Annotated in this window: 11 protein-coding genes; 7 read left to right on the top strand and 4 right to left on the bottom strand. The window is 42.3% G+C overall.

The features are described 5' to 3' along the window. Positions 1 to 18: 18 nt before the first annotated feature. Positions 19 to 927 carry a S1 RNA-binding domain-containing protein gene (locus tag SJY39_RS21815; RefSeq protein WP_016767702.1) on the top strand — a complete coding sequence of 303 codons (909 nt, stop codon included), beginning with the start codon at positions 19 to 21 and terminating at the stop codon, positions 925 to 927. A 337-nt stretch (positions 928 to 1,264) separates the two neighbouring features. Here SJY39_RS21815 and rsmF read toward each other — a convergent pair whose 3' ends face one another. From rsmF to SJY39_RS21835, 4 genes are all read right to left on the bottom strand, one after another. Next, positions 1,265 to 2,686 (bottom strand): 16S rRNA (cytosine(1407)-C(5))-methyltransferase RsmF, encoded by a 1,422-nt coding sequence (rsmF, locus tag SJY39_RS21820; protein WP_016783659.1) that lies wholly within the window; start codon positions 2,684 to 2,686, stop codon positions 1,265 to 1,267. A 145-nt stretch (positions 2,687 to 2,831) separates the two neighbouring features. Then, positions 2,832 to 5,489, bottom strand: coding sequence for an MlaD family protein (locus tag SJY39_RS21825; protein WP_010440750.1), 2,658 nt, complete (start codon positions 5,487 to 5,489; stop codon positions 2,832 to 2,834). After that, positions 5,476 to 6,813, bottom strand: coding sequence for a paraquat-inducible protein A (locus tag SJY39_RS21830; protein WP_029189206.1), 1,338 nt, complete (start codon positions 6,811 to 6,813; stop codon positions 5,476 to 5,478). The genes SJY39_RS21825 and SJY39_RS21830 overlap by 14 nt, the downstream gene beginning before the upstream one ends. Positions 6,814 to 6,867: 54 nt before the next feature. Continuing rightward, a complete protein-coding gene (locus tag SJY39_RS21835; RefSeq protein ID WP_010440754.1) occupies positions 6,868 to 8,664 on the bottom strand; it encodes an ABC transporter ATP-binding protein in 1,797 nt (598 codons plus the stop codon). Between the two features lie 89 nt (positions 8,665 to 8,753). On the opposite strand from SJY39_RS21835, the gene SJY39_RS21840 reads away from it, so the two are divergent. The 6 genes from SJY39_RS21840 (at position 8,754) to SJY39_RS21865 (ending at position 16,221) form a co-directional block, all read left to right on the top strand. Beyond that, positions 8,754 to 9,245 (top strand): GAF domain-containing protein, encoded by a 492-nt coding sequence (locus SJY39_RS21840; RefSeq protein ID WP_010440756.1) that lies wholly within the window; start codon positions 8,754 to 8,756, stop codon positions 9,243 to 9,245. Between the two features lie 97 nt (positions 9,246 to 9,342). Then, the gene (gene proQ / locus SJY39_RS21845; RefSeq protein WP_010440758.1) at positions 9,343 to 9,966 is read left to right on the top strand and encodes an RNA chaperone ProQ; all 624 of its coding nucleotides are present in this window, start codon (positions 9,343 to 9,345) and stop codon (positions 9,964 to 9,966) included. 17 nt (positions 9,967 to 9,983) lie between these two features. Then, complete coding sequence (gene prc, locus SJY39_RS21850; RefSeq protein ID WP_016767706.1) at positions 9,984 to 11,978, top strand: carboxy terminal-processing peptidase; 1,995 nt, start codon at positions 9,984 to 9,986, stop codon at positions 11,976 to 11,978. A gap of 273 nt (positions 11,979 to 12,251) precedes the next feature. Next, entirely contained in the window at positions 12,252 to 12,935 is a 684-nt protein-coding gene (locus tag SJY39_RS21855; RefSeq protein WP_010440762.1) for a hypothetical protein, read from the top strand. Between the two features lie 217 nt (positions 12,936 to 13,152). After that, a complete protein-coding gene (pepN, locus tag SJY39_RS21860) occupies positions 13,153 to 15,759 on the top strand; it encodes an aminopeptidase N (protein ID WP_016792149.1) in 2,607 nt (868 codons plus the stop codon). Between the two features lie 243 nt (positions 15,760 to 16,002). Then, positions 16,003 to 16,221, top strand: coding sequence for a DUF2835 domain-containing protein (locus SJY39_RS21865; protein ID WP_010440766.1), 219 nt, complete (start codon positions 16,003 to 16,005; stop codon positions 16,219 to 16,221). The last annotated feature ends 46 nt before the right edge of the window (positions 16,222 to 16,267 follow it).

Genomic DNA, 16,267 nt, shown 5'->3' on the forward strand with positions numbered 1-16,267 from the left:
TAGAATGTAAAAATATGAATGAAACTAGCGAAAGCATATCAGAGATCACGTATAATCACCGCCAAATTTAAAGTAGAGACAATCTTGATGATTAATATTGGTCAAATAAACAATTTAGAAGTAGTAAAACAAGCAGACTTCGGTGTATTCCTTGACGCTAGCGACTATGGAACTGTGTTGCTTCCGAAACGGTTTACTCCTGAAGGTGTTGAAATTGGTCAAAAGTTAGATGTTTTCTTATACATTGATTCTGACAACCAGATCGCAGCAACCACTGAAAAACCCATAGCTCAAGTAGGGCAGTTTGGCCTAATGACGGTTGAAGGTGTAAACAGTACCGGTGCATTTATGAGCTGGGGCGTGAAAGGGAAAGATCTACTGGTTCCTTTCAGCGAGCAGCGCGGACGTTTAAACGAAGGTCAATCAATCTTAGTATATGTGTATATTGATAAAGCATCTAGCCGCATTGTTGGTACAACGAAGTTTAACAAGTGGTTAGACAACACGCCTGCGACTTATAAGCAAAATGAGCAAGTAGATCTTATCATCGCTGAGCGCAGCCAACTTGGTTACAAAGCGATCGTGAACGGTGAACACTGGGGCATGATCTTCCCATCAGATATCATCGGTAAGTTGTTCATTGGTAAAACGTTGAAAGGCTACATCAAGAACGTTCGTGAAGAAGACGGAAAAATCGATCTGTCTCTTCAAAAAATCGGTGTGGCCAAGATGGATGATCTAAGCACTAAGATTTTGGATTTGCTTGAGAAGAAAGGTGGCTTCTTGCCTTTGAATGACAAGTCTTCACCTGAAGCGATTTTCTCTGCATTCAGAACCAGTAAAGGCACATTCAAAAAGACGATCGGCGGTTTGTACAAGTCAGGCAAGATTGCTATCGATAAAGAAGGCATCCGTTTAGCTGAATAAGCGAAACTATAGGTAAAAAAAGCCCAAACCTTCCTGTTTGGGCTTAGGGGAAAGGGCTCCGAAGAGCCTACGCTAATCGTTGTAGTTCTGTGTCTAATCGAGCAAAGTCTAGTTTAAATTCTCCATTATGCGATTTTTCATCACACAAATAGTGACTTGAATTGATGGTTATGTAATTAAACGTTGATTTGACAATGTTTTAATTTGCGCTAATCGCACTGTTGCTATAAAACAGTTAATAGTTTCTCAAGTGAAATAGAAAAAGCCCAAACAACTCACGTTGTTTGGGCTTTTTGTTTTTTGCGCATAAAAGACGGCGGTGCCTTTAATTGTAGGATTAGAAAAGATTTTTATCGCGTACCAGCTCTCTTGGTAAGCCATTTTTAACTCGGTTACCTACCCACTTTCCAAGGCCTATGATTGCGCCGTTATACTTCACCAATACTTCTCCTTTGCCCGATAGGCCTTCAGGACGTACATCGCGCCCCATAAACCATTCTCGAGCGTCTTCAATACATAGCTCTACAATATTAGTTTCGTTGCCTGTAGCCAGTGTTGTCGCCACCTGGTGTTGCCATCGGTAGCCTTTTTTATGAGTTTCAGCGATCTTGATGCCCATACGAGAGAAGCGGAACTCACCAATCATTGGCTCTAATGCTTCAGGGAACAACCAAACGTCTTTATCGCGAATCCATACTTGAGTATCAGTTGGTAATTCTATATCAAGCGTGTTCATCAGTTGTTCAGCGACTTCTTGTTGAACTTTCTTTGACGCTTTTTCAAATGGGAATTTACCCAGGCGTTTTTTAACTTCTGGTGGAGTAACAGATGCCAGTTTACGGATGCGTGCGACAAAGAAACCTTCAGAGTCATACACCTGTGGGAATATATGAAGAAAGCCTTCTTCCGTCGTGGTTGCTTTTGCGTTGTCGAATAGTGATTCAAGAGATTCAAATTCTACTGCGTCACCAAAAGTCTCTTTTAGGTGATGACATACTTGTTGGTTTTCTTCTGTGCTTAATGTGCAAGTCGAGTAAACTAATACGCCGTTAGGCTTTAGCGCGTGGAACGCACTTTCAATCAGGTCTTTCTGGGTATTAGCAATATCGACCACTGATTGATACGTCCAGTTTTTCATGGCATCCGCGTCTTTACGAATCGTACCTTCACCAGAGCAGGGGGCGTCTAGTAATACGGCATCAAACTGTTCTGGTAACCAGCCGCCGAATACACGTCCATCAAAATTGCTCAGCGCTGTATTGCGAACGCCACAACGCTCGATGTTAGCGTGAAGTACTTTCACTCGGCTTGCAGCGTACTCATTGGCAACCAGTACGCCGCGATTATTCATTAGCGCCGCGATTTGCGTTGTTTTAGAGCCGGGTGCAGCTGCTGTATCTAACACGGCTTGATAGTCTTCTTCGCCTTGAAACAATGCAGAAGGTGGCATCATAGAGCTGGCTTCTTGGATATAAAATAAGCCAGACATGTGTTCAGCTGTATTGCCTAAAGGCGCCTCGCTTTCATTAGCGGTGATCCAAAATCCCGTTTCACACCACGGCACAGGTTCCAGTTCCCAACCTTTATCTTTCGCACGTACGAGAAAGTCTTCGACACTGATTTTTAGTGTGTTTACTCGAATACTTTTACGAAGTGGCTTTTGACAAGATGCGATAAAAGAAGCCATGTCTAAGTGGCTTGGCATAATGCCTTTAATGTGAGTTAGGAATTCTTCTGGGATATATACGTTAGCGTGCAAAAGGGTATCTCGATTTATAGCGTTAATGCGGGCAGTTTAAAGCAAAATGAGATTGTCCTAAACCATATTTGTTTCAAACAATAAAAATGCAGCTCAATGGCTGCACTTTTAGTTAAATTTATATGTACCGTAACAGAGGTTCGGCTTATGGCTTTGGTATAGCCGTTCTCCATGATTTCCATTCATCTTCCGCTTGCGGATATAAGTAGAAAGACTGGTCTTCACTTGCCAAAGGTTGTAGTTCATTCGTTGGTGGCGTTGAGAAAGTTATCCCACCTCTGATTAGGCTATCAACGGTCCCAGCTTTGATGTTTGCACCTGTGAGGCCAATAGAAACATCTACACCAGAAACGTTCCAAAATACACTGTTTGCACGGATCAAGTATGCGAATTCAGGCTTAATTTGAATCGTTGAGATAATGCGGTCTGCAAATTCGCCGAGCTGGACATCTATAACGGTACCTATTTCTAACTCACGAAATAAGATAGGCGTTCCTTCCGATACAGACCCTCGTGTTTCACTTTGCAGTTGGAATATCTTTCCTTCTGGCTGGACAGGCCCTTTGCTCAGTTTGAACTTCGTTTTTCTTTCACCTTGGCCCGGTTCGACGTTGATATATTTGGATATTAATGCGGAAACGTTCTTAATACCATTCAACCCAATCTCTGGTTCTGCGAGCCAGAAATGACTGTTAGCGACCGCAATTTTGTCGACATACTCGGGTAAAATGCGAGCCGTAATCTCAATGCCACCTTTGTTAAAGTTAGGAATAACTAAGGTCACTTCACCAACTGTGACACCTTGATATTTGATGGTAGTACCTTTGCTGACTTCTTGATCGCCTGCAGAAGTAATCGTAATGGCACGACCAAATTTACGAGCTGACTTCGAATCGTTGTATAATTTCCATACGTCGCCTAGTTTGTTGTCGATTCCAGGTAACGAATCAAAGGCGATACCACCTTGAATCAGTGTTTTTACCGGTGCAGCTTTAATACTGATCCCAGCCAAAGACGCATCTACTTCTACACCAGATCGGTTCCAGAAAACAGTATGCTTGTTGATTAGGTGCGTATAGCGGTTTTCAATCGTAACTTTAATTCTTACGCCGCCATCAGCGAGTTGGAAATCTGAGATACTGCCGACTTGAAGATTACGATAGAGCAGTGGGCTTCCTTTGGAAATTGAAGGTAACTCACTAGCAAACAATGACAATGTTTTTGAACCAGTCTGATTGAACTTTGCTATCTCTGCCAATGATTTACTTTGAAATAGTTGATAATGGGTGCGAGATTGGTTTTTACCTTCGCTCACAAAGCTGATGGAGCCTGACAGTAATTGTTTAGCAGGTGGTACTGTTACACTTAATCCAGACTCTGTTAGTTCTGCAGTCGCGCTGCCTGTAACAAAGAATCGATTGTGGCTTTTAATCAAGTGAGAGTATTCGTTGTCGATTAAAGCATCCATGAACACTTCGTGCTTGTCGCTTCCAGTACCGACACCTTCTACTAACCCTACGTTAATGATAGAGCCCACAGCGATTCCCTTGTATAACAACTGGGTTCCAACATCTAAACCAAATGAATTGTTCGACGTTAGACGAATCGAGACCGACTTCTCCTGTTCCTGACTGAACTCATTCTTACGAATAGCAGTAAACTTGCGAGCCTTGTCACCTTCACCGGGTACCAAGGTAAGGAAATTGCCGGTTACCAAATTCGCGATGTTTTTCATCCCTGTTAGCGACAGTTCCGCTTCTTCTAGAACGAATTTACTGCCGCTGTTTAAAAAGTCACTGAATGCAGGTTGGATAGCAGCAGAAGCAATCACGTGTTCGCGACCTTCGCTCAAAGATAAGTTGGTGATTTGTCCAATTTCAATGCCTCTATACATGATTGGAGCGCCAGTCGCACTGATCTTGTTGTCGTCCGGAACGGCGATTTGGATCGAAATACCACGACCCGCAGTTTTCAAATCAGGGTAGAGCTTGAATTTGGTGTTCATCTCGACCGGTTGACCTTCTCCAGGTGAATCAACCGCAATTGAGCCTCCTAATAGAGCACTTAAGCTTTCTAAGCGAACATCAACGCCAGAGAAACCAATACTCGCCCCCAAGCCACTTACATTCCAGAAACGGCTTTGATCAGTGATTATGTGGCTATATTCATCTTTAATTGCAGCTTGAATTGTCACTGATTTCGCGTTGTCGTTGAGCTGGTAATTGTAGACTTCACCAATTGGAATCTTGCGATAGACTATTTGAGAACCAATAGACACGCCGCCGAGATCTTTAGTTGTAAGAGAGATGTTAAGCCCCTCAGACGCCAAGAGATCGGAAGGGGATGACTCCAATGCATGAAATACGGTTTCAGGTTCTTCTTTGGTTTCACTTGGGTGAATCGCAATATAGTTACCGGACACCAGCGCATCTAACCCAGAGATACCGGATAAGCTCGCCGTTGGTTTCACTAACCAAAAGCGCGTGCCTTTCGACAGTAACTTTTTAGCTTCAGGGTAGATATCAGCATCAACGTAAATATTAGATAGGTCTTTAGATAATGTGATGTCACGAACCATACCGACCTCTAAGCCTTGGTATCGAATGGTTGTGCGTCCTGCGACTAACCCCGCAGCGTCTGAGAAGTAGATTTGCACACGTTGACCAGCATCGTGTATTGACTTCATTACCAGCCAACCGGCGAGCACGACAGTCAAAATAGGAAGAATCCACAAAGGCGAGATGCCCTTGTTTTTCCTGACTTCTGGTGAATATGACGTTTGTGATTGGTTATTGTTGTTCATTCACTGACTCATCTTTAGAGGTGTAGTTATCCCAAATTAGCCTAGGATCTAAGCTTTCAGCTGCCAACATCGTGAGAACAACCACGACGCCAAAAGCCACAGCACCATAACCTGGTGTAAAATTTAAAATTTGCCCACGGTCGACCAAGGTCATCATGATCGAAATAACGAACAGATCCATTACGGACCATTTCCCCACCCATTTAACAATAAAGTAGATGGTCATACGTTGTCTGTGGTAGACCGCGCGCTTCGTTTGAATACAAATTAGGATGTAAGCAAGGCCAAGAATTTTTGCCACAGGCACGACAATACTGGCAACAAAAATGATCACTGCAATGCCATACATATCGCTATTAATTAGTGAAGCAACGCCTGATAGAATCGTATCTTCCAGTCTTTGTCCGTTGGTAATCAGGATCGATATTGGAATGACGTTTGCCGGTATGATGGCGACGGTCGCTGCAAACAACAACGCCCACGTCTTTTGTACAGAGTAGGGCTTACGGTGATACAACTCATGATGACAACGCACACAAGCATGTCCATCAGGTTGAGATAGGTGGCAGTTATGACAATGAACGTTCTTACTCTCGGCGAACGCGTAGTCTGACTCTTTGGCCCATGCTTCCCAATAACGTCTCACACTAATACGACTTACCAGTAACACGCTACACAACTGCAATAGAATTAAACCTATCAATCCTGGGCCGACAAAAATGTCAGAGTAATCTTGTAGTTTGAAACAGGAAATCGCGACGCTTACCAAGAATACGTCTAACATCATCCAGTGTTTAAGGGTTTGGATAATCGCTAGCGAATAGCGAAATGGCACAAAAATCTTAAAACGTAGTGATACATGGGTGATGAGTACAGAACTGCACACCAGTAACGGTGCTATTGAGCTACAGAATAATATTAGTAAACCAAGTAGTGGGAAGCCTTCTCCCATTAACGTAAATACACCGGATGGCAATGTAGCTGGAATCATCACCCCAATCAGACGGATACTAATGAATTCAAAAAAGTGAGAAGGGATAAACAGCAACAGACAAGTGATGGCGATTGCTAGATTTCCGGAAAGACTCGGTGTACCACCTCGATAAAGTTGGGTGCCACATCTAGGGCAGTACGCGGATTTGCCGTGTGGGATGTCCATTTTATCAACCGGGAGTTCGCAACCCTGACAAAGACGTACGGAGCTGCTGTCGCACTGGTGCTCGGTTGTTAACGAAGATTCAGCTGTTAACGGAGATTTAGTTGACAACTGGTGTTGAGTTGATAAAGGGGTAGTTAATGATGGGGAGGTCACGCGACCTCCCAAGTTGAAACGTAAGCCAGGCTTTTTATTTCACTTAAACGCTCGGAACAACATACATCAGGCGTGCGATTGCACACTGCCATAGAGTGTTTGATATAGTCCTTGCTGTTCAACCAATTCACCATGTGTTCCCGTTTGTGTCACTTGCCCGTCTTCTAAAACATAGATTAGATCGGCCTGTTTCACCGCTGATAATCGATGAGCCACAATCAAAGTTGTGCGATCTTTCAAAAATTCGCTTAATGCTTTGTGTAGTGCCGCCTCTGTTGCAGTATCTAATGCCGATGTTGCTTCATCAAGAATAACAAACTTCGGATTACTCAACACCATGCGGGCAATGGCTAGGCGTTGTCTTTGACCGCCAGATAAGCGAACGCCATTTCGGCCTATTTGAGTATCAAGACCATTACTCAGTTGCTTGATCACGTCTTGCATTTGAGCAACTTCTAGAGATCGCCATAACGACATTTCATCGTATTCGGCTCCAAGGGTCAGATTATGCCTCAATGTATCGTTAAAGAGTATAGGTTGTTGTAAAACAACGGCAATTTGACTTCGAATTACGTCAAAGCTAATGTCATCGGTGGTTTCACCGTTAAAGCGTATACAACCTGAATCTGCCTGATAAACCCCAATGAGCAGTTGGATTAGTGTTGATTTTCCACCACCACTAGCGCCGACTAAAGCGACTTTTTTACCTGCTGGAATATGCAGCGATAGTTTATTTAAAACAGTGTTTTCTGATGTGTAAGAAAATGTAACGTTGTCTATGTCTACTGTCACTTCTTTATCTTCATTGAACGGATTGATCTTACTTATCGGTCGTTTTTCTTCTTCTAATTGAAGTAAGTCGTTGATACGTTGCAATGCGGCTTTGGCGCTATACCAAGAGAATTGAATTCCCAGCAATTCTTGGACGGGACCTAACATGAACCATAAGTAACCAAATACCGCGAATATTTGACCAATGGTTAAGTCACTAAACAATACCATTAGCATCGCAACCGCACGGAAAAGCTCGAAGCCTAGTAAAAACAGCAAAAATGAAACACGACCTGCAGCTTCAGATTGCCATGCGTACTTGTCGGCATCGATTCTTACTTGGTTCGCTTGGACCTTAAGTTCATCTAGGAAAATTCGTTCTTTATTGGCTGCTCGTAGCTGATAAATGCCATCTAAGGTTTCTACTAAGCGGTTTTGAAAATGTTCGAAAGACTGATTTTCATACTTCTTAAGGTGTTTTACCTTGCTGCCTAGTTTACGAGAAAAATAAATAACAACAGGATTGACCAGTAAGATAAAGAGACCTAGTCGCCATTCTAACCACAGTAGAACGATCGCCGTTCCGAGCACAGTTAAAAAGCTGATGATAAATTTAGATAGGGTAGAACCAATGAACTTATCAATGGTCTCTATGTCTGTAATTAGGTGAGCATTAATACCTCCGCTGCCTTTGGTCTCGTATTGTCGAATACTGATTCGCCCAAGCTTATCTATCATCTTACTACGCATTTGGTAGGTGATTGTTTTGGATACAAGCGTAAACTGACGTCCCTGCAGAATATTCAATGCTTGACTGGTCGTTCGCATGAGGATGACTAACAGCAAAGTTAGCGCAATGTAACCTGTGGGTGTTTGTAACGATGATGGAAGCAGGTGATTCATCATTTCTAAGCCAGAGGCCGGCTTATCAAGTAAAACTTCATCAACCATTAGTGGCATCAGCAACGGGATAGGGACACTAATGAGAGTTGCAAAAATGGCAATAATGTTAGCAAACAGTAATTTGGACTTGTGTTTTTTTACTTGAGTTATTAACCAAGAACGGCTAATAGTGTCTTCTGAATTGTTCATTGTAATGAGAATAAGTCCTATTTAGTTTGATGGCCGCATTTTACTGCGTTCTCTTGATAATGGAAGTCTCAATTTAATTGGAAGCTAATATGAAAATAGAACATTACCAACGCTTAACCAAACAAGCTGTTGCATTAATTGAATCAGAAACCGATCTAACTGCTAATCTAGCTAATATAAGTTCACTGTTGTTTATGGAATTGGATGAATTGAACTGGGCGGGTTTCTATTTAATAAAGCAAGACCAAGCTAAGGAAAAAGACGAACTAGTACTTGGTCCTTTTCAAGGTCAACCTGCTTGTGTGCGAATTCCTGTAGGGCGTGGTGTGTGTGGAACTGCGGTTGCGACGAATACAGTTCAACGCATTCATGATGTTCATGAGTTTGAAGGTCACATCGCTTGTGATGCTGCGAGTAACTCAGAAATCGTTATTCCGTTCTCAATTGACGGAAAAGTAGCGGGCGTTCTTGATATAGATAGCCCAAATGTTGGTCGTTTTTCGCAAATAGACGAAGACGGATTGACATTTTTCATGGCAGAAGTGGAAAAGCTGCTTAATTCGCACGCGAACAAGGCATAAATTATTCTCTTACTGTGGTTTTTCCCAAGCATCTCTCTATAATATGTAAAAATATTTTCTTAATGCTCGCGGAAAACCGCAAAAACCAGGAACCCACATGGAAAACACTGAAAAGTTAAAAAACAGCAAAGAAGTTATCGCATATATTGCTGAATGTTTCCCTAAATGCTTTACTCTAGAAGGTGAAGCAAAACCACTTAAAATTGGTATTTTTCAAGATCTTGCTGAACGTCTAAATGAAGACGAAAAAGTCAGTAAGACTCAGCTTCGTGCAGCGTTAAGACAGTACACATCATCATGGCGTTACCTGCACGGCGTAAAAGCTGGCGCAGATCGTGTTGACCTAGACGGCAACGCGTGTGGCACATTAGAAGAAGAGCATGTAGAGCACGCTAAAGCTACACTTGCAGAAAGCAAAGCTAAAGTGCAAGCTCGTCGTAAAGAACAAGCACAGAAAGCTCGTGAAGAAGGCAAAGCGAAACCTAAGGCGAAGAAAGCTCAACAGCCTCGTCGTCAAGCGCCTAAAGCTCCAAAAGTAGAAAAGCCTGTTGAAACACGCGCTTTGAACGCTGACGAATTTGTCGCTGGCAACGAAGTAAATGTGAACATGGGTAAAGGAAACATGGCTGCGACCATTGTTGAAATCAATAAGGAAGATGTGCGTGTTCAGTTAGCAAACGGCCTACAAATGGTTGTTAAAGCGGAGCACTTGCGCGCTTAAAGGAGATACTCCTACGCATGAAATGCCGTTCAAAATTGACACTGATTGCTGCTAGCTTTTGGCTAGCAGCTTCAGCTCAGGCTCTCGAAGCCAAATTAGATCAGGACGATTTACCTCTACTCGCTCCTGAGGTCCAACACGAAACTGCTAGTAAACGTGTTACTTCTCGATTTACTCGTTCTCACTATAAACACTTCAATCTCAACGATGATTTCTCTCAAGCTATCTTTAATCGTTACTTAGAGATGCTGGATTATAATCGTAATATCTTCACTCAAGCTGATATTGACTCTTTCGCTGCTTCATCCATACAAATTGATGATCAGTTGAAAGCAGGCAATAACCAGATTGCATTTGATGTTTATAATTTGTCTATGCAGAAGCGTTTTGAACGTTTTCAATATGCATTGTCTTTGCTTGATACAGAGATTAAGTTTGATACCGATGAAAGTATTGAACTCAATCGTAGTGAAGCTGAATGGCCAAAAGATATCGCTGAAGTGAATGAGCTTTGGAGAAAACGCGTTAAATACGATGCGTTGAATCTAAAACTCACTGGTAAAGAGTGGCCAGAGATTCAAGAAGTTTTGGAAAAGCGTTACAACAATGCGATGAAGCGTATTACGCAATCGCACAATGAAGATGCTTTTCAAATCTACATGAACGCATTCGCGCGTGAAGTTGATCCGCACACCAGTTACCTTTCTCCAAGAAATGCAGAGCAATTCCAATCTGAGATGAACCTATCTTTAGAAGGTATTGGCGCTGTGCTTCAGATGACAGATGATTACACCATTATTCGCTCATTAGTTGCTGGTGGCCCAGCGTCAAATAGCAAACAACTAAGTGATGGCGATCGTATTGTTGGTGTTGGTCAAGATGGCGAAGAGATAGTAGATGTTATCGGCTGGCGTTTAGACGATGTAGTGCAATTGATTAAAGGCCCGAAAGGGACCAAAGTTAAGCTACAGATTTTGCCTGATGGTAAAGATGCAAAAAGTCACGTTGTCACAATTGTACGCGATAAGATTCGTTTAGAAGACCGAGCTGTTAAATCAGAAGTCATCGAGAAAGATGGCAAGAAGATTGGTGTACTCGAAGTACCAAGTTTCTATGTTGGTCTATCTAAAGATACCGATAAACTGATCACCGAACTTAAAGAGCAAGGTGTCGATGGTATCATTGTCGATCTTCGAAATAATGGTGGTGGTGCACTCACTGAAGCAACCGAACTTTCTGGGTTGTTTATCAAAGAGGGCCCCGTTGTCCAGGTTCGTGATAGCTACGGTCGTGTCAAAGTGAACAGCGATACTGATGGTCAAATCAGTTACCAAGGTCCGTTGACGGTATTGGTGAATCGCTATAGTGCTTCAGCATCTGAAATCTTTGCAGCCGCGATGCAAGATTACGGTCGTGCAATCATTTTGGGTGAAAACTCTTTCGGTAAAGGTACGGTGCAACAGCATCGCTCTTTGAATCATATTTATGATTTGTTCGATAAAGAGTTGGGTTACGTTCAATACACAATCCAGAAATTCTACCGAATCAATGGTGGCAGTACGCAAAACAAAGGTGTAGTGCCTGATATTGCTTACCCAACGCCAATTGACCCGGCAGATACTGGGGAAAGTGTTGAAGATAACGCTCTGCCTTGGGATAGTATCGATAAAGCGAATTACTCAGTGTTACAGCGTAACGATGAAAAAGTTGCAGCTTTAACCGCTCAACACCAAGCTCGTATCGCGACTGACATGGAGTTTGGCTTTATTGCACAAGATATTGAAAAGTATAAAGCAGATAAAGATGATAACGACCTTTCTCTTAATGAAAAGATTCGTCAGCAAGAAAGCGATGAAGCAGATGTACTCCGCTTAGAACGTATTAATCAACGTCAAAAGGCTGCTAAGCAAGAAGCTTTTAAAACGTTGGATGATATTCCTAAAGACTACGAAGCTCCCGATGCTTACCTTGATGAGTCTGTTGCTATCATGCTGGATATGATCAAAAAGTAGAGCAGTTACCTATCAAAGGTGATTGTTTAAAGATACATAATTTAAAAAGCGAGCTTAGGCTCGCTTTTTTTATACCTAATATTTGACAGAAATATTTGACCGTATCGGTCGGGATCGACGCAAAACACATCCAATATTCAGGGTATCTAGCTCTATTTTGCGTTTAATAATGACATTTAAGTTACTTCGCATTTAAAATTTAGTGACTTGGATCGTATTTTTTCGCTTTCTATTCATTACGTGCCTAAGCTTAAAGAAAACGAGGGGACGTTTATGAAATGGATTCTACTATTTTTATCTTGTGTAAGTTTTGTTGCTTTTGGGAGCGAGGTTGCTTCAAGCACGCAACAATCAAAAAGCGACAGTAATCTATCCCATTTTGATCTTCCTTTATTGCTTGGTGATTGGTATTTAATGAATCCGGAACCAGATCAAGGCACTGAAAATTTCAGGGCGATCAAATTGACCCTTGATTCTAATTACTCGTTCACCATTGATATTCAGAAGAAAGACTACAGCGTTGACCATTGGGAAGGTTTGTATAACGCCAATGAAGATACGCTCATCCTTGGTTTGAATACTTCAGAACCTCAGGTTTACGCCTATAGCAGTAATCACAATATGCTGAACCTTAATGGTGTTATGTTTACCAAAGCGTTGCCAAACGCCTTGGCTGGGATTTGGTCAAGTGCCGAACTTTCAGGTAGTGACTTGCGGGCAAGTAACATTCAAAAAATGGATTTAGTACTTCAACCTGACTTTGTATTTATGTTCCGAGTATCCGATGAAGTGGGCAGTGAAGTGGTTCGTCGTGGTGTTTATTACACAGAGGGTGATCAGTTGGTGCTCTTATATGAAAATGGTGAACACGGTACGCGTTACACACTAAATAGCGATGTGTTGACCCTTCAAGGTGAAGAGGGAGATATGTTTGCGGTGCTCAATCGTATTCGATAAGTATTCGGTTTATTTGTAAAACGCCGTTCGTTGATAATATGGTGTGCAGGTCATTTCTTAGGCGTTCCTTTCTGATTTGATTGAAAAAATAGCAAAACATGGAGGCATTTTCCAACAATGCCTTCTTTTTTTAACTTTCCTCTTGTGTTCTTGGCGCTCAACCTTTAGATATATACAGTTAAGAAAAATTACGTATAACGATCAAAAGGAACCCGTCATGGCACATACACCTCAAGCCAAGTATCGTAAAGATTATCAATCACCATCTCACACTATTTCTCAAATCGACCTTACTTTCGATTTGTACGATTCAGCATCCATCATTACGGCGGTGTCTAGTGTTAAGCAAGAGAGAGATAGCTCGACCTTAGTACTTGATGGTGAAGGCTTGAAGCTGGTTTCTGTTGTAGTTGAAGGTAACGAGTGGACTCAGTACGAGCTATCTGAAACTCAGCTTATTCTGAACGCTTTACCGAAAGACTTTACGTTGACCATCGTGACTGAGGTGAACCCTGAGGGGAACAGTGCGCTTGAAGGCCTATACAAATCGGGTGGTGCTTTCTGCACTCAATGTGAAGCTGAAGGTTTCCGTCGTATTACTTACTACATGGATCGCCCAGATGTTCTGGCTAAGTTCACGACAACTGTCATTGCGGACAAAGCAGAGAATCCATTCTTACTCAGTAACGGTAACCGAGTAGATCAAGGCGAAGCTGAAAATGGTCGTCACTGGGTGAAATGGCAAGACCCACATCCAAAACCAGCGTACTTGTTTGCTTTAGTTGCGGGTGACTTCGATGTACTTCGTGACGCATACACCACAAAATCTGGTCGTAATGTTGATTTAGAAATCTTTGTCGACAAAGGCAATCTAGACCGCGCAAACCACGCGATGGTTTCTTTGATTAACTCCATGAAGTGGGACGAAGAGCGTTTCAATCTTGAGTATGACTTAGACATCTACATGATCGTAGCCGTTGATTTCTTCAATATGGGTGCGATGGAAAACAAAGGCTTGAACGTATTCAACTCTAAGTTCGTTTTAGCTAATGACCAAACAGCAACAGATACAGACTACCTTGGTATTGAAGCAGTAATCGGTCATGAATACTTCCATAACTGGACGGGTAACCGAGTTACTTGTCGTGATTGGTTCCAGTTAAGCTTGAAAGAAGGTTTAACGGTGTTTCGTGACCAGGAGTTCTCTTCTGATCTTGGCTCTCGCGCAGTAAATCGTATCAACAATGTTCGTATTATCCGCGGGCCACAATTCGCTGAAGATGCGAGTCCAATGTCTCACCCAATTCGCCCAGAAAAAGTGATAGAAATGAATAACTTCTACACATTAACGGTATACGAAAAGGGCAGTGAAGTGATCCGAATGATCCACACATTGTTGGGTGAGGAAGGTTTCCAAAAAGGCATGAAGTTGTACTTTGAACGTCACGATGGCACGGCAGCAACGTGTGAAGACTTCGTAGCGGCAATGGAAGATGCATCGGGTGTTGATCTGTCTCAGTTCCGTTTATGGTATAGCCAATCAGGTACGCCGACACTTTCGGTTGAAAGCCATTACGATGCAGAGAAGAAACAGTACACGTTAACAACTCGACAAGTAACGGCTCCAACTCATGAGCAAACGGAAAAGCAAGCTCTACATATTCCTTTTGATATAGAACTGTACACAGCTACGGGTAATGTGATTGAGTTACAACGTAACGGAAAGTCAGTTCACAATGTGCTAGATGTGAAAGAGGCGGAACAGACTTTCGTGTTTGAAAACGTTTCTGAGCAACCGATCCCATCATTACTTCGTGAATTCTCTGCACCAGTGAAACTTGAGTACGATTACTCAGATGAAGAGCTGATCTTCTTGATGGTTAATGCTCGCAACGAGTTTTCTCGTTGGGATGCGGGTCAAATGCTACTGGCTAAGTACATCCGCAGTAACGTTGAAAGAGTTCAACAAGGTGAAGAGTTTGAACTTTCAATTTCTGTTGTAGATGCGTTCCGTGGAGTATTGCTTAGTGACTCATTGGAGCCTGCATTTATTGCAGAGATGCTTTCATTGCCAAGTCACAACGAAGTTTCTGGTTGGTATGATCGCGTCGATATCGATGCAGTTGCGTCGGTATTAAATGCGATGAAAGTGACATTAGCGAAAGAGTTGGAAGATGAACTGTCTGCGGTTTATCACAGTCATGCATTAACTGAATACACAATTGATCATGATTCGATTGGTAAGCGTACTCTGCGTAAAGTTTGCCTAAGTTACTTAGCTCATACTGAACAGGGTAATGATTTGGTTGTGACTATGTATCAACAGGCAAACAACATGACAGATACTATGGCTGCAATGGGGGCGGCCAACAGTGCACAGCTAGCATGTCGTGAAACCTTGATGGCAGATTACAGTGACAAGTGGAAACACGATGGCCTTGTTATGGACAAATGGTTTGCCTTGCAAGGTACAAACCCAAGTGCAAGCGCGCTTGACGTGATCAAAGCGTCGATGTCGCACCAAGCGTTCAGTTTGAAGAACCCGAACCGTACCCGTAATTTGGTTGGCTCATTCCTAAATATGAACCCGGTTCAATTCCATGACAAGTCAGGTCAAGGTTATGCGTTTGCTGGTGAAATCTTACGCGAGCTTAACAGCAGCAACCCGCAAGTGGCGTCGCGTTTAATAGACCCACTGCTTAAGTTCCGTAAATACGACGATGAGCGTCAAGCTTTGATCATAAAAGAACTTGAGACGCTCAAGAACATGGATAACTTAGCTAAAGATCTGTTTGAAAAAGTGAATAAAGCACTAGAGGCTTAAGTTAAGCGATAAAACAGGTAAACTAAATCAGTGACAGAGGAATCTGTCACTGATTTTTTGCTTTCAATGTTACTCAGTTTGTTAGAGGCCTAAATGTCGTTTTAAATCTTAAACATAGTATATGGACCATAGACGTATACGAACATAGGCATGTGCGAACATAGCTATAAGCGCTAACACTTTGCTAATTTTAACCCATTTGTGCCAAAAAACACCGGCACTGTATATTTATACAGGTATCGTATGAATCACTATATTTTCCAACTTAACATTTCGTATCAGCAATTCTTGGTGAGTTATTCTGGGGCGGCAAGCAAAGTTCAAGTGATAACAACGACAGGTTTACGTCTACAGTTACCTGCAACTCGATTCAGACCATTTCTTACACAAATAGGTGTTAGAGGGCGGTTTAGACTGACAACTGACCAAAAAAATAAGTTTATTAAGTTAGAAGCTCTGTAAAGCTTGGCATGCCTAGTGAGTTAAAAGGAATCTTAATCACATAATC

The organism is Vibrio sp. R78045, assembly GCF_042466085.1.
GTDB lineage: Bacteria > Pseudomonadota > Gammaproteobacteria > Enterobacterales > Vibrionaceae > Vibrio > Vibrio cyclitrophicus.

Excerpts from the sequence above, each read along its gene's own strand:
- SJY39_RS21815 (WP_016767702.1), top strand. The coding sequence starts at position 19 with ATGAAACTAGCGAAAGCATATCAGAGATCACGTATAATCACCGCCAAA.
- SJY39_RS21825 (WP_010440750.1), bottom strand. The coding sequence starts at position 5,489 with ATGAACAACAATAACCAATCACAAACGTCATATTCACCAGAAGTCAGG.
- SJY39_RS21835 (WP_010440754.1), bottom strand. The coding sequence starts at position 8,664 with ATGAACAATTCAGAAGACACTATTAGCCGTTCTTGGTTAATAACTCAA.
- SJY39_RS21840 (WP_010440756.1), top strand. The coding sequence starts at position 8,754 with ATGAAAATAGAACATTACCAACGCTTAACCAAACAAGCTGTTGCATTA.
- proQ (WP_010440758.1), top strand. The coding sequence starts at position 9,343 with ATGGAAAACACTGAAAAGTTAAAAAACAGCAAAGAAGTTATCGCATAT.
- prc (WP_016767706.1), top strand. The coding sequence starts at position 9,984 with ATGAAATGCCGTTCAAAATTGACACTGATTGCTGCTAGCTTTTGGCTA.
- SJY39_RS21855 (WP_010440762.1), top strand. The coding sequence starts at position 12,252 with ATGAAATGGATTCTACTATTTTTATCTTGTGTAAGTTTTGTTGCTTTT.
- pepN (WP_016792149.1), top strand. The coding sequence starts at position 13,153 with ATGGCACATACACCTCAAGCCAAGTATCGTAAAGATTATCAATCACCA.
- SJY39_RS21865 (WP_010440766.1), top strand. The coding sequence starts at position 16,003 with ATGAATCACTATATTTTCCAACTTAACATTTCGTATCAGCAATTCTTG.